Origin of the sequence: Streptomyces sp. NPDC048606 (assembly GCF_040650855.1) — a bacterium.
In the GTDB taxonomy this organism is placed as follows: domain Bacteria; phylum Actinomycetota; class Actinomycetes; order Streptomycetales; family Streptomycetaceae; genus Streptomyces.
The window spans coordinates 147,958-161,400 of the sequence record NZ_JBEZIB010000010.1 but is presented as its reverse complement, the minus strand read 5'-3'; the positions used below and the strand labels follow the sequence as shown (position 1 = coordinate 161,400).

The window sequence follows — 13,443 nt, the reverse complement described above, 5'->3', positions numbered from 1 at the left end:
ACGGGGTCTTTCCGGAAGATCGGGGAAAGCCGCAGGTGAAGCCGGTCGGGCTCGTTAGGGTGACGCCATGGCAGCCACCACGAAGGGCGAACAGACCCGGGCGCGACTGATCGCCGCCGCGCGGACCCTCCTCGCGGGCGGGATGAGCGAACGCTTCACCACCCGCAACGTGGCGGCGCTGTGCGGCGTTTCGCACGGGATGTGCCACTACCACTTCCAGGACCGGACCGATCTCGTCCTGGCCGTCATCGCGGACATCCGCCCCGAGTGGGTCCTCCCCCTGGAGGAGGCCGTGGCGGGGCCGGGGTCGTTCGAGGAGCGGGCGGAACGGGTCGTCGGACTGCTGTCCCGTTCCGAGGGCGCGGAACTCGCCCACCTCCATTCCGCGTTGCACTGGCACGCCCTGAACGACCCCCGGGTCCGGGAGTGCCTGGAGGCCGAGTACCGGCGCTGGCGCGCCTGCTTCGTCGCGCTGTTCGGGGCCCTGGCCGAGGAGCGGGGCGGGGACCTCGACCCCCGCCCGTTGGGGGAGGCCGTGGCCGCCGCCGTGGACGGTCTGGCCGCCGTGGAGTCCCTGGGCGCCGAGGTCGACCCGGGCCCCGTCCTGCGCACGTTGATCCGTACGCTCGCCGCCGGGGCCTGAGCCCGCCCCGGCCCGCGCTACAGCGCCCTGCGGTGCGCCGCGATGGCCTCCGGGTCCCAGCCCGGACGGGGCACCGACTCCAGCAGCAGCCGGGTGTAGGCGTGCCGGGGAGCGGCGAGCACCTCGGCCGTGGGCCCCGCCTCGACGATGCGGCCGTGGCGCATCACGACGATCTCGTCGGTCACGCACCGGACGACCCCGAGGTCGTGGGTGATGAACAGGTAGCCGATCCCGGTCTGTTCCCGGATGTCGGCGAGCAGGTTGAGGATCTGCGCCTGGACGGACACGTCGAGCGCGGCGACCGCCTCGTCGAGGACGAGGACGGCCGGTTCGACGGCGAGGGCCCGGGCGATGGCCACTCGCTGGCGCTGGCCGCCCGACAGCTGTCGGGGCAGCGCGTCGGCGGCCCGGGTGCCGAGACCCACCTGGTCGAGCAGCTCGCGGACCCGCTTCGTGTGGTCGCGGTCCGGGAAGTGCAGGCGCAGGGTCTCGCGCAGCGCGGCCTCGACGCCCGTGCGCGGGTCGAGGGAGAGGTAGGGGTCCTGGAAGACCATCTGGACCTGACGGGCCCGGGCCAGTCGCGCCGCCCGGCCCCGGGTGCGGCCGGTGCGGGGCAGGCCGCCGACCAGCACCTCGCCCTCGTCGGCCCGTTCGAGACCGACGACGATCCGGGCCGTGGTGGTCTTGCCGGAGCCGGACTCCCCCACGATCCCCAGGGATCCCCCCTCGGGAAGCGTGAAGGACACGTCGTCCACGGCGCGTACGGATCCGTAGGACCGGTGCAGGCCCTTGACCTGCAGTGCGTCAACGGGCATCGACGGTGCTCCCTTCGAGCCGGTCTCCGTGGTGGCAGGCGGCCACGTGTCCGGGCGCGCCGGGGGCGGCCACCGGGGCCGGCACGCGCTGGTCGCAGACCTCCGTGGCGAGCGGACAGCGGGCGGCGAAGGCGCAGCCGTGCAGCTCCTGGCGCAGGTCCGGTGGCTGTCCCTCGATGGCGGTGAGCCGGCCGCGCGGGCCGTCCATGCGGGGCGTGGAGGCGAGGAGCGCGGCCGTGTACGGGTGCCTCGGGCGGGCGAAGAGGCGCTCGGCGGGGCCGCTCTCGGCGATCCGTCCGGCGTACATGACGTAGACGCGGTCGCTGATGGCGGCGGCGAGGTCGAGGTCGTGGGTGACGAACAGCAGGCCGGTGCCGAAGCGGGCGCGCAGTCCGGCCAGCAGGGCGATGACCTCGGCCTGGCTGGTGACGTCGAGGGCCGTGGTGGGTTCGTCGGCGAGCAGGAGCGCCGGGTCTCCCATGAGGGCGGCGGCGATCACGACGCGTTGCAGCATGCCGCCGGAGACCTGGCCGGGGTACCGGTCCACGACGGACGCGTCCAGGCCGACCGCGCCGAGGAGTTCGACGGCCCGCGCGGCGGCGTCCGTACGGTTCATCACGCCGGTGAGCGTGACGCTCTCGGTGAGGAAGTCCCCGATGCGGCGCAGGGGGTTGACGGCGGCCCGGGGGTCCTGGAAGACCATGGCGACCGCGCCGGCGCGCACCGCGCGCAGGCGGTCGGCGCTCATGGTGAGCACGTCCTCGCCGGCGACGCGCACGCTCCCCTCGACGACGGCCTTCGGGGGCAGCAGGCGCAGCGCGCTGCGCGAGGTGATGCTCTTGCCGGAGCCGGACTCGCCGACGAGGGCGACGGTCTCGCCGGGGGCGACGGTGAGGTCGACGCCGTCGAGGACGGGCCGGGCGGTGCCGGGGAGGGTGATCCGCAGCCCTTGGATGTCGAGGGTGTTCATCTGTCTCTCCTGGCGACGCGGTCGGCCCAGCGTTCCCCGACCACGTTGAAGGCGACGACGGTCAGCACGATGAAGGCGCAGGGCAGGATCGCGGACAGCGGGTAGCCGTGCTGGATGGCGGTCTGGCCGTCGAAGACCATGCGGCCCCAGTCGGGGGTGAGGGCGGGGATGCCGAGTCCGAGGAACGAGAGTCCCGCGAGGTCCATCAGGGCGTAGCCGAAGTTGATGGTGGACTGGGCGAGGACGACGGGGGCGATGTTGGGCAGGATGTGGCGCAGGCAGATCTGGAGCGCCGAATGGCCCTGGACGCGGTAGGCGCTGACGTAGGGGCGCTCCCGTTCGGCGAGGACGAGGGACCGGGTGAGGCGGCTGACGTAGGGCGTGTAGGCCACGGCGAGGGCGATGACCGGGGCGATCAGCCCTTCGCCGTATATGGAGATGATCAGGATGGCGAGCAGCATGCCGGGGAAGGCGAAGACCAGCTCGGTGCCGCGGGACAGGACGGAGTCGAGCCAACCGCCGCGCCAGGCGGCGGTGGTGCCGATGGCGATGCCGGCGAGGGTGGAGAAGACGACGACCCCGAGCGGTCCCAGCAGGGAGGTCCGCGCGCCGAGCAGCAGTCGGGAGAGGGTGTCGCGGCCGGCGGCGTCGACACCGAGCGGGTGTGCGGCGGAGGGGGCGGCGAGGGCGTTGCCGAGGTCGACGGCGTTCGGGTCGTGGGGGACGATCCAGGGCGCGAGGAGCGCGGCGAGGACGACCAGCGCGACGAGCGCGAGGCAGACCAGGTGGAGCGGGGAGCCCGCGGCGCGGATCCGGGAGAGGCCGGGCCGGCGGGTCAGGACGGCGGTCATGCGGTGGTCCTCCTGGATCCGAGGGTGACCCGGGGGTCGACCAGGGGCAGCAGCAGGTCCACGATCAGGTTCACGGTCATGAAGAGGGCGACGATGATCAGGGAGATCGCCTGGACGGTCGGGAAGTCCTTGGTGGTGGTGGACAGTTCGAGGAGCTGGCCGATGCCGCCGATGCTGAAGGCGGTCTCGACGAGGATGGTGCACACCAGCAGGGTGGAGACGATCAGTCCGCCGGTGGTCAGGACGGTGCCGAGCGAGTTGCGGAAGACGTGGCGGCGGATGACCTGGCGTTCGGGGACGCCGCGGCTGCGGGCGACGGTGACGTGTTCGCTGTCGAGGGCTTCGAGCATGGCGGCGCGGGTGACGCGGGCGAGCATGCCGATCAGGTAGAGCGCGAGGGCGATCGAGGGCAGCGTCAGGTGCCACAGCAGGTCGCCGAGGCCGCCGTCACCCGCGCCGCTGCTGGGGAACCAGCCGAGGTTGACGGCGAAGAGCCCCTGGAGGAGGACCGCCGCGACGAACGACGGGGTGCCGACGGCGAAGGTGGTGGTGACGAGGATGGCGGAGTCGGTGGCCCCGCCCCGGACGGCGGCGATCCGGCCGAGGAGCAGGCCGACCGCGACGACCACGACGAGCGACATGGCGATCAGCATCAGGGTGGTGGGCAGGCGGTCCGCGAGCAGGCGCGAGACGTCGGTGCGGTAGGTGATCGAGCGACCGAAGTCGCCCTGGAGCACGTCGCCCAGCCAGCGCAGGTAGCGGACGAGGAAGGGGTCGTCCAGGTGGTACTGGGCGTTGATCGCGGCGAGGGCCTCCGGGGAGGCCGACCGGCCGGCGAGCAGGAAGCTCGCCGGGTTGCCCGGCGCCAGGTACAGGGCCCCGAAGACCACGAACGAGGCGATCAGCAGGGTGGCGGCCATCTCCGCCACCCGTCGTACGGCGAACCTGACGAAGCTCACTGCGCCGCTCCCACGGCGGCGGCCCACGGGTGGTACATGTAGGAGATCGTGGTGGGGGCGCCGGTGATCCGCTTGTTCATGAACAGGGCGGTGGGCCACTCGGCGACGGGGATCCACAGCAGGCGTTCCGAGGCGTGGTGCTGGAGCTTCGCCTCGATGTCCATCCGCTGTTCGGTCGGGTAGACGGCGGCGGCCTCTTCGAAGAGCCGGTCGTACTCGGGGTCGCTGTAGCCGGCGAAGTTCATGTAGGCGCCGGTCTTGAAGTTCTGCAGCAGGTCGAGCGGGTCGGTGATGGAGTCGTAGTAGGTGAGCGGGAACATGTCGATGCCCTCGCGCGCCTGGGGGTCGGTGAACAGGGCCGTGAAGGCGTTGGGCGCGATGGTCTTGAGCTGGATGTCGAGGCCGATGCTCGTGCCGGCGGCCTGGACGGCGGTGGCGAGGAGGGACACGTCCTGGCCGATGGAGCTGGTGGCCACGGTCAGGGTCTTGCCGCTCGCACCCGCCTCCTTGATCAGGGACTTGGCCTGTTCGAGGTCCTGGCCGGTGGGCGGCAGGCTGTCGAAGGCGGTCTTCAGGGTGCGTTCGGGGGCGGCGGCCCAGGCGGCCCGGGTGGTGAGGGAGTTGGTGACGGTGCCGGCGCCGCCGAGTCCGGCCTTCACGAAGCCGGAGCGGTCCAGCGCCAGGGACAGGGCGCGGCGGACGCGGACGTCACCGAGGGGGCCCTTCATGTTGGTGATGTTGACGTTGACGGTGCTGAGGCCCTCGCCGAAGAAGAGGGTGCCGGTCCCGCTGCCGCGCAGGCGGGCGTAGCTCTCGGTCGGGATCAGGTAGCCGCCGTCGGCCTCCCCGCTGAGCAGGGCGTTGGTGCGGGCGGAGGGGTCGGTCAGGACGCGGAAGACGGCCTTCTTCGCCTTGGCCTTGGTGCCCCAGTAGCCGTCGAAGCGGTCCAGTTCGATCGACTGGCCCTTGTTCCAGGTGCCGAGGGCGAAGGGTCCGGTGCAGGCGAGGCCGCCGGAGGTGCCGTAGTCCTTGCCCGCCGCCTCGATCCCGGCCTTGGAGGCGACGACTCCGGCGGCGGTGGCCATGTACTGCGGGAACTGGGAGTCGGGCTTCTTGAGCTTCACGGCGACCTGGAGCGGGCCGGTCTTCTCGATGGAGGTGACGTTCTGGAACACCTGGGCCCAGGCGGCGGCGTTGTCCGGGTCCATCTGGCGGCGGAGGCTGAAGACCACGTCGTCGGCGGTCATCTCGTTGCCGTCGTGGAAGCGCACGCCGGACCGCAGGTCGTAGACCCAGGTGGTGGGGTCCGGGTTGGTCGCCTGGCGGGCGAGGCCGGGCTCGGTGGTGAGGCCCGGCGTCCAGCGCATCAGGCTCTCGCACACGTTGGACAGGACGGTGTTCTGCGGGTAGTCGAACGCCATCGTGTAGTCGAGGGTGGGCGGTTCGGCGTAGACGGCCCAGGTGAAGGAGTCGATCTCGCCGCGGGCCTCGGGGGTGCCGGCGGACAGTTTGACGTCGCCGAGACCGCCGGCCTTGTCCTTCGGCGGGCCGGAGCAGGCCGTGACCAGGGCGAGGGAGGTCAGGGCGGCGCCGGCCGCGAGGGCGAGGGGGTGGAGCCGGCCGCGCCGGCCGCGGGGGCGTCTGCTGGTGCGGGGCGGGGAAGTGGTCATCGTCGCGCTCTCTGTTCCGTGAGGGATGCGGGGGGAGGAGCGGGCGGAGCGCCGCGGCGGACCGCCGGGGTGGAGGCCCGGTCGGTCCGCGGACGATCCGCGGGGGCGGTCTGCGGGGGCGGTCCGCTGGAAGTGGTCCGCGGGGGCGGTCCGCTGGGGGCGGCCGGTTTCCCGGCTCAGCGGTTCGCGGGAGCGGCCGGTTTCCGGGTCAGGCGGCGGGCGCGGCGCCGGCCCCGGCCCGTGCCGCCGGGACCTGCTGGGTGATGCAGTGGACGCCGCCCCCACCGAAGGCGACGGCGAGCGCCCGTACGCCGACGACCTTGCGGCCCGGGTAGGCGGTGGCGATCACGGCGAGGGCCGCCTCGTCCTGCGGCACGCCGGCCACGGGGACGACGACGCCGCCGTTGGCGACGTAGTAGTTCAGGTACGACACCTCGATCCGGCCGTCGGCGATGTCCGCGAACGCCGTCTGCGGCACGTCGATGATCTCCAGGCGTCGCCCGCGCGCGTCGGTGGTGGCCTCCAGCACGGCCCGGTTGGCGCGCATCCGGGCGTAGTCGGGGTGCGCGGGGTCGTCGGGCAGGGAGACGACGACGGTACCGGGGGCGGCGAAGGCGCAGACACCGTCGACGTGACCGTCGGTCTCGGTGTCGAGGAGGCCGCCGTAGGGCAGCCAGACCACCTTGGTGACCCCGAGCCGGGACTTCAGTTCCGCCTCGATCCCCTCGCGCGTCATGCCGGGGTTGCGGTTGGGGTGCAGGAGGCACTGCTCGGTGGTGATCAGGGTGCCCTCGCCGTCGACGGTGATCGCCCCGCCTTCGAGGATCATGTCGGAGGCGACGCGATCGACGCCGAGGTGGTCCAGCAGCAGACCGCTGATCCGGTCGTCGGCGTCGAACGGGTGGTGCTTGCCGCCCCAGGCGTTGAAGCGGAAGTCCACGCCGGCGCGGTTGCCGTCCCCGTCGAGCACGAAGAGCGGGGCGGAGTCGCGGAACCAGGAGTCGTCGAGCGGCAGCTCGATCACAGTGACGCCCTCGCCGCACTGCGTACGGGCGTCCTCGCCGGCGCCGGGCGGGGCGACCATGGTCACGGGCTCGAAGGCGGCGATGGCCCGGGCGACGTTGGCGTACTCCTCCTTGACCTCGGCCAGCACGCTGCCCCACAGGTCCTCGCGGGTGGGCCAGGCCATCAGGCAACCCTCGTGCTCGGACCACTCGGCGGGCATACGGAATTCAGTCATGGTGTCTCATTTCTTGCGTTGGTGAAGTCTTCCACTCGACTGAAAATTCGGTCAAGAGGGTGGAGGGTCGGATGCGCCGGACGCTCTCTCCGGGGGTGGGCGACGCCCCGTACGCGCCGCCCACCGGATCGCGGGGAGGGGTGGTTCGGGGGGATGGGCGAGGAACCCTACGAGCGACTCTGGCATTGACTGAAAATTCAGTCAAGAGATGGGGTGTGGAAAGACCCCGTTTCCGGGGAGGGGCCCGTCGTACGGGGAGGGACCCGTCGTACGGGCGCCCGCGCCCGTACGACGGGGTCAGTTCTGCCGGAGTCCCGCCAGCTCGGCGTCGATGGCGCCGCGCATCAGCCCGCGCGCGTGCTCGATGCGGATGCCGCCGCTGAGCCAGCGCATGCTCAGCCCCTCCAGCAGGGCGGTGAGCCGCTCGGCCGCACCGGCGAGCGAGGAGGCCGGCGCCATCGGCTGGACCTGCCCGAGCAGCGCGGCGACCTCCTGGACCCACACCAGCGTGGCCCGGGCGAGGTCCTCGCGCAGCACCTCGTCGAAGACGGCGCTCGCCCGCAGCTCGCCCCAGGCGGAGCTGTTCTCCCGCACCTCGACGGTGTCCTGGAGTTCGAGCAGGAGGGTCTCCTCCAGCTCCTCGCGGGGCGTGAGCGGCGCTTCGTCCGGGTCGCGCTCGGTGGTGTAGCGCTCGGCGCGGTCGTTGATGAACTCCAGGGTGTGGCGCAGGACCCCGGTGCGGTCCTTGAAGTGGTAGTAGATCAGGGCGGTGGACACGCCGGCCTCGGCCGCGAGTTCCTCCACGCGCAGCCCGCGGACCCCGCGCCGGGCGATCACCCGGGCGGCCGCTTCGAGGATCTGAGTACTACGAGACGCCATGGTCCGCACCCTACCGGGGTGTTCCGGCGCACGTGTACACGGCCCGTCACCAGGGCGGACCGGGGCGGAGGAGCGGTCGGTCACCCCGGAGGCGCGCGCCGACCGGGGGGCGCCGGCCGCGCCGGACGCGTTCGCCGCCCCGCGGGAGGGGCCCGCGCGCGCCCGCCGGGGTGACGCGGCCATCAGAGGGCGGGCGGGACGGCGGGGTGCGACTGGGTGGCGCAGTGGATCCCGCCACCGCCGGAGGCGATGCCGTTGATCGTCACCTGCACGACCTGGTGGCCGGGGTAGGCGCCCTGGAGGATCGCGTAGGCCACGCCGTCCGCGTAGCCGTCGCCGAAGCGGGGGACGAGGACGGCGCCGTTCGCCGTGTAGTAATTCGTGTAACTGGACAGGAACTCCTTGCCCCCGCCCACGATCTCGCGGCGGTCGGGGCCGGGCAGTTCGGTGATGACCAGGCTCCGGCCGCGGGCGTCCGTGGCGCTGAGCAGCGCCCGCCTGGTCTCCTCGTAGACCGCCACCCACTTCGGGTCGGCGCCGGGGCCGGGCTTGTCCAGCATGACCTTGCCGGGGGCGATGAAACGTGCCAGGCAGTCGATGTGACAGTCGGTGATGTCCTGTCCGGCGAGGCCCGGCACCCAGATGAGCTTGTCGATGCCGAGCGCCGTCTTCATGGCCTGTTCGACCTGGCCCTGGCTCATGCCCGGATTGCGGTTGGCGTTCACCATCGAGCTGACCGTGGCCAGCAGGGTTCCCTCGCCGTCGGTCTCCAGGGAACCGCCCTCGCCGACGAAGCCGGCCCGGATCCGGTCCACCCCGTACTCGGCGAGCAGCGTGCGGGCCGCGGCGGCGTCGTTGGCGAAGGGTTGGGCGTACGGGGTGCCGGTCTTGCCCCAGCCGTTGAAGTTGGTGTCGACGCCGGCGACGGCGCCGGGGCCGACCACGAAGGTCGGGCCGAAGTCGCGGATCCAGAGGTCGTCGTTGGGGATGTCGACGACCTCGATGCCGTGGTAGGCGCCCGGGCCGCACTCGTAGCGGGCCTCGGCGACCTGGCCGGGGCGGGCCAGCATCACGACCGGCTCGAAGCGCGAGATCGTGTGCGCGACCTCGGCGATGTCCCGGCGGACCGCGGCGAGGTTGTTCTCCCACACCGAGGCGAGGGCGGGCCAGGCCATGTACGTACGGACGTGCCGGTCGGTCTCGGCCGGCATCCGCAGGCCGCCGGCGGCGCCCTCGGCGGCCGACGCGGTCGACGCGAGGGAGGGGAGGGCGGTGCCGAGGGCCGCGAGCGGCACGGCCGCCGCGCCGAACCGGAGCACTCCGCGACGTGACATGCGGGGGGTCGTGTCCATGGGGACTCCCTGAGGGAAGGAGGCGGGATGAACGGCATCCTTGCGTTAACTGAAAATTCAGTCAACCCTCTCCCGCTGCCGGACCCCTCGATCCGCGCCCGTTCCGCTTGCCGGCCTCAGCTCCGCCGGAACTGGTCGACGGAGATCGTCACGGACCCTCCGGGCGCCGCCTCGACCAACCGCACGATCACGATTTCCCGCTGGTCAGGGCTCCGTACGCAGAACGGACGCTCCTTGGCGAGCGCCTTGAAGGGCAGGGTGGTCACGGGCCGGGTCTCGAAGCCCCGCGCGCACTCCTCCGGGGTCGGCTCTCCGCTTCCGTCGATCACGAAGGCGTCGGACTCCTCGGACAGCAGGAAGGCGTCCGCACCCCGTGCGAGGTACCAGGCGCCGGTGTCGGTCGGCACCACCTTCCCGGCCCGCAGGTCGAACTCGTAACCGGAGTCCGGAGCGGTGAGCTCGCGCCCCGCATAGCCGGGCAGGTAGGAGGCCCCGCTGGGCTTCGGCGGGCGGGCGGACTCCGACGCGGACGGGGCCGGCGCGGCGGGAACCCGTGCGCCCGGCTCCTCGCCCTCCTCCTCCGGGATGCCGAAGTACCAGGCCCCGGCGGCGCAGACCAGCAGGACGGCGCCGGCGGCGAGGGCCGTCGCCACCGGCCGGCGCCCACCGCGACGCCGATCCCGACGCCCCGGCTCCGGGGCGGACGTTCCGTACGGGGCGGAGGAGGCGTACGGGGTCGGCGGGGCGGAGTGCGCGCCCCGGTCGGCCGCGGCGTGTCCCCCCTGCGCCACGAGCCCCGGGTGACCCGCGTACCCGGCGGGCGGCACCGGGCCGGGGACCACCGGACCGGCACCGGAGCCGGGGCCGGAGCCGGGGCCGGGGCCGACGTACGCGTGCGGCGCCGCACCGGCGGGAGCCGCCGCGGCCGTGGCGAGCGCCGTCGGCCGCAGGTGCCCGGGCAGGGCCGAGCCCCCCGACCGGTCCCCCTCCGACCGACCCTCCTCCGACCAGCCGCCCTCCGACCGACCGCCCTCGACCGGCGCCCCGACCTCCTCCAGGACCGGCCGCGGCAGCCAGCCGTCCGTGAACTCCGGACGCGGGCCCACCCCCGGGTGCGCCCGGACGGCGGCGATCAGCTCGGTGGTGGTCGGGCGGCCCTGCGGGCTCTTGGCCAGGCACCACGACAGCAGGTCGTGCAGCTCGACCGGGACCGGCCCGAGGTCCGGGTTCTCGTGCACCACCCGGTACAGGGCGCCCGACTCGGGCCCGTTCCCGAAGGGCGGCGCCCCGCTCGCCACGAAGGCGGCGAGCGCCCCGAGCGCGAAGACGTCGGTCGCGGGGGTCACGCGGTGGCCCAGCGCCTGCTCCGGGGCCATGAACGCGGCGGTGCCGATCCGCAGGCCGGTGCCGGTGAGGGCGGCGGCGTCGGCCGCCCGCGCGATGCCGAAGTCGATCACCCGGGGCCCGTCCCCGGCGATCAGCACGTTGGCCGGCTTGAGGTCCCTGTGGACGACGCCCGCCGCGTGGATCGCCTGGAGCGCCTCGGCGATGCCCGCGACGAGCAGCAGCACCGAGCGCACCGGCAGCGGGCCGTGCCGCTGGACGACCTGCTGCAACGAGGGGCCGGGCACGTAGGCCGTGGCCAGCCACGGCGTGTGGTCGTCCTCCCCGGAGTCGACCACCTGCGCCGTGAACAGGCCGTGGATGCGGCGCGCGCTGGCCACCTCCTGGGCGAAGCGCTCGCGGAACTCGGGGTCCGCCGCCAGTTCCCTGCGGACGGCCTTCAGCGCGATGGGGCGGCCCCCGGGCGTGTAGGCCAGGTAGACCACCCCCATTCCGCCGGCGCCGAGCCGGGCGTGGAGGCGGTAGCCACCGATCTCGTGGGGGTCGTCGGCGCACAGGGCCGTACGGGCGGACGGTGCGCCGGGAAGCTGAGCGGACATGCGGTGGCTCTTTCGACGATGCGACGGGAATCGGTGCGGAAGGGACCGACGACCTGGCCCGCATCGTGCCGCTAACTAAAGTTTCAGTCAATGTGTGACAATGCGAGACGCACACCGCCAGGAGGGATCACACAGTGACGGACCGGAGAACGGCAATCCTGGAAGGCGCGGCCCGGGTCATCGCCCGCCGCGGGGTCCGGGGGCTGAGGGTCGGGGAACTCGCGGCCGAGGCCGGCGTGTCCACCGCCCTGGTCTACTACCACTTCAAGGACCGTACGGGCATCCTGCGCCACGCCCTCGCGTTCATCACCGACCGGGCCGACCGCTACACCGGCCCCGACCCGGACTCCGACTCCGACTCCGAGCCTGATTCCGGGCCCGCGGACCCCCGCCGGGTCCTGGAGCGCACCCTGCTGCTCGAATTCCAGGACCTGCCCGAGGTCCGCGAGAACAGCACGGCCTGGGGAGAGCTGCGGGCCCACACGATTTTCGATCCGGAACTGCGCGGCGAACTCGCCGCGGCCGGCGCCGCCTGGGTGGAGGAGGTGGCGGGCCTGCTCGGCGCCCTGTGCCCGACGGCCCCGGCCGACGCCGTCACCGCCGCCGCGGAGCGCCTCACCGCGCTGTTGGAGGGGCTCAGCGCCCGTTGGCTGAGCGGCCTGGTCCCGCTCGGGCACGCCCGCGAGCTCATGCGCGGGGCGATCGGAGTGGAGATCGGCCGACTTGGTTCCCGCGAATCGCAAATTGACTGAATTTCCAGTCAGTGCGACAGTGGCGACACGTGGCCGTACCACTTTCCCGTGCGTACCGACCCATATCGGCATGAAGCGCGCACCCTGGTTCATAGGGACCGGCCTGCCGACCGTGCCACGCCTCCCGTGCCCGACCTGGCCGGACTCCCCCTCCGCCAGCACACGATCGGAGTCTCCCGTGTCGTTCACTCCCCCCACCCGCCGGACCGTCCTGCGCACCCTCGCCGGCCTCGGAGCCGTCGTCTTCGGCGCCTCGGCCTGCGGCCCCTCCGAGGCCGGGGCGCGGCAGCCCGGCGCCACCGGTTCCCCGCAGACCGCGACCCCCGGAGAGCGGCGCCGGCTCGGAGCCGAGTGGGAGAGCCACACCCGCACCTTCATGTCCTGGCCGGCCCTGGCCTCCGTATGGGAGCAGGACCTGCCCTACGTGCGTGAGGACATCGCGCGGATCGCGCGGGCCGTCGGCGACTACGAAGAAGTGATCATGATGGCGCGGCCCGAGCAGGTGGCCGCCGCCCAGCGGGCCTGCGGCAAGCAGGTCGAGGTCATCCCGCTCGCCGTCGACGACCTCTGGGCCCGCGACACCGTCCCCGTCTTCGTCGAGGAGGGCGGCAAGGTCCTCGGTGTCGACTTCAACTTCAACGGTTGGGGCAACAAGCAGGAGCACGGCAACGACGGCAAGGTCGGCCGGGCCGTGCTCCAGAAGTACGGGATCCCGCGGATCCAGGCCCCGCTGGTCGCCGAGGGCGGTTCCTTCGAGACCGACGGCGAGGGCACCCTGCTGATCACCGAGAGCTCGATCGTCAACGACAACCGCAACCGCGGGAAGTCCCGGGACACCATCGAGGCCGAGCTCAAGCGGACGCTGGGCGTGGCGAAGGTCGTGTGGCTGGCCGGCGTGCGCGGCGAGGACATCACCGACGCCCACGTGGACAGCCTCGTACGCTTCACCGCGCCCGGAGTCGTGCTCCTGGACCGGGCGCACCCCACCACCCCGGCGGACTCCTGGTCGCGCTCCGCCGACCAGGCGAAGTCCGTCCTGTCGAAGACGACGGACGCCCGCGGCCGCCGCTTCGAGGTCATCGACCTCCCGCAGCCCGACCTGGACAGGATCACGGGGCGCGGCGACGACTTCGTGTCGACGTACGCCAATTTCTACGTCGCCAACGACGCGGTGTTCATGCCCAAGTTCGGTGACCGGCAGGCCGACGACCGCGCCCGCGGCATCCTGCGGGAGCACTTCCCCAAGCGGGACGTCGTACCGGTATCGATCGACACGATCGCCTCGGGCGGCGGCGGCATCCACTGCTCGACGCACGACCAGCCCGGCAAGCCCGCCGCCTGACGACCCCGCGCGCACGCACACCACCAC

12 protein-coding genes are annotated in these 13,443 nt (G+C 72.9%); 3 read left to right on the top strand and 9 right to left on the bottom strand.

Going from position 1 to position 13,443, the window contains the following annotated elements; translation table 11 throughout:
• Positions 1 to 67: 67 nt before the first annotated feature.
• Complete coding sequence (locus AB0D01_RS13675; protein WP_363055321.1) at positions 68 to 643, top strand: TetR/AcrR family transcriptional regulator; 576 nt, start codon at positions 68 to 70, stop codon at positions 641 to 643.
• Positions 644 to 660: 17 nt separating this feature from the next.
• Here the strand turns inward: AB0D01_RS13675 and AB0D01_RS13670 are convergent, their stop codons facing one another.
• The 9 genes from AB0D01_RS13670 to AB0D01_RS13630 form a co-directional block, all read right to left on the bottom strand.
• On the bottom strand, positions 661 to 1,458 hold the full coding sequence (locus AB0D01_RS13670) for an ABC transporter ATP-binding protein (protein WP_363055320.1): 798 nt from the start codon (positions 1,456 to 1,458) through the stop codon (positions 661 to 663).
• Positions 1,448 to 2,428: an ABC transporter ATP-binding protein gene (locus tag AB0D01_RS13665; protein WP_363055319.1), complete on the bottom strand. Its 981-nt coding sequence runs from the start codon at positions 2,426 to 2,428 to the stop codon at positions 1,448 to 1,450. The genes AB0D01_RS13670 and AB0D01_RS13665 overlap by 11 nt, the downstream gene beginning before the upstream one ends.
• Complete coding sequence (locus tag AB0D01_RS13660) at positions 2,425 to 3,279, bottom strand: ABC transporter permease (protein ID WP_363055318.1); 855 nt, start codon at positions 3,277 to 3,279, stop codon at positions 2,425 to 2,427. The genes AB0D01_RS13665 and AB0D01_RS13660 overlap by 4 nt, the downstream gene beginning before the upstream one ends.
• Positions 3,276 to 4,238, bottom strand: a complete 963-nt coding sequence (locus AB0D01_RS13655; protein ID WP_363055317.1) for an ABC transporter permease — start codon at positions 4,236 to 4,238, stop codon at positions 3,276 to 3,278. Before AB0D01_RS13655 ends, AB0D01_RS13660 begins: the two co-directional genes overlap by 4 nt.
• Positions 4,235 to 5,908 (bottom strand): ABC transporter substrate-binding protein, encoded by a 1,674-nt coding sequence (locus AB0D01_RS13650; protein ID WP_363055316.1) that lies wholly within the window; start codon positions 5,906 to 5,908, stop codon positions 4,235 to 4,237. Before AB0D01_RS13650 ends, AB0D01_RS13655 begins: the two co-directional genes overlap by 4 nt.
• A gap of 208 nt (positions 5,909 to 6,116) precedes the next feature.
• Positions 6,117 to 7,148 carry an agmatine deiminase family protein gene (locus AB0D01_RS13645; protein WP_363055315.1) on the bottom strand — a complete coding sequence of 344 codons (1,032 nt, stop codon included), beginning with the start codon at positions 7,146 to 7,148 and terminating at the stop codon, positions 6,117 to 6,119.
• Between the two features lie 297 nt (positions 7,149 to 7,445).
• Positions 7,446 to 8,027 carry a TetR/AcrR family transcriptional regulator gene (locus tag AB0D01_RS13640; protein WP_363055314.1) on the bottom strand — a complete coding sequence of 194 codons (582 nt, stop codon included), beginning with the start codon at positions 8,025 to 8,027 and terminating at the stop codon, positions 7,446 to 7,448.
• Positions 8,028 to 8,209: 182 nt separating this feature from the next.
• Positions 8,210 to 9,379, bottom strand: coding sequence for an agmatine deiminase family protein (locus AB0D01_RS13635; RefSeq protein ID WP_363055313.1), 1,170 nt, complete (start codon positions 9,377 to 9,379; stop codon positions 8,210 to 8,212).
• Between the two features lie 116 nt (positions 9,380 to 9,495).
• On the bottom strand, positions 9,496 to 11,322 hold the full coding sequence (locus tag AB0D01_RS13630; protein ID WP_363055312.1) for a serine/threonine-protein kinase: 1,827 nt from the start codon (positions 11,320 to 11,322) through the stop codon (positions 9,496 to 9,498).
• A gap of 134 nt (positions 11,323 to 11,456) precedes the next feature.
• Here AB0D01_RS13630 and AB0D01_RS13625 point away from each other — a divergent pair, with 134 nt between their 5' ends.
• Positions 11,457 to 12,074, top strand: coding sequence for a helix-turn-helix domain-containing protein (locus AB0D01_RS13625; RefSeq protein ID WP_363055311.1), 618 nt, complete (start codon positions 11,457 to 11,459; stop codon positions 12,072 to 12,074).
• A 178-nt stretch (positions 12,075 to 12,252) separates the two neighbouring features.
• Positions 12,253 to 13,416: an agmatine deiminase family protein gene (locus AB0D01_RS13620; protein WP_363055310.1), complete on the top strand. Its 1,164-nt coding sequence runs from the start codon at positions 12,253 to 12,255 to the stop codon at positions 13,414 to 13,416.
• Positions 13,417 to 13,443: the final 27 nt, after the last annotated feature.

Coding starts and splice junctions, on each gene's coding strand:
- AB0D01_RS13650 (WP_363055316.1), bottom strand. CDS start 5,908: ATGACCACTTCCCCGCCCCGCACCAGCAGACGCCCCCGCGGCCGGCGC.
- AB0D01_RS13675 (WP_363055321.1), top strand. CDS start 68: ATGGCAGCCACCACGAAGGGCGAACAGACCCGGGCGCGACTGATCGCC.
- AB0D01_RS13660 (WP_363055318.1), bottom strand. CDS start 3,279: ATGACCGCCGTCCTGACCCGCCGGCCCGGCCTCTCCCGGATCCGCGCC.
- AB0D01_RS13630 (WP_363055312.1), bottom strand. CDS start 11,322: ATGTCCGCTCAGCTTCCCGGCGCACCGTCCGCCCGTACGGCCCTGTGC.
- AB0D01_RS13670 (WP_363055320.1), bottom strand. CDS start 1,458: ATGCCCGTTGACGCACTGCAGGTCAAGGGCCTGCACCGGTCCTACGGA.
- AB0D01_RS13665 (WP_363055319.1), bottom strand. CDS start 2,428: ATGAACACCCTCGACATCCAAGGGCTGCGGATCACCCTCCCCGGCACC.
- AB0D01_RS13645 (WP_363055315.1), bottom strand. CDS start 7,148: ATGACTGAATTCCGTATGCCCGCCGAGTGGTCCGAGCACGAGGGTTGC.
- AB0D01_RS13635 (WP_363055313.1), bottom strand. CDS start 9,379: ATGGACACGACCCCCCGCATGTCACGTCGCGGAGTGCTCCGGTTCGGC.
- AB0D01_RS13640 (WP_363055314.1), bottom strand. CDS start 8,027: ATGGCGTCTCGTAGTACTCAGATCCTCGAAGCGGCCGCCCGGGTGATC.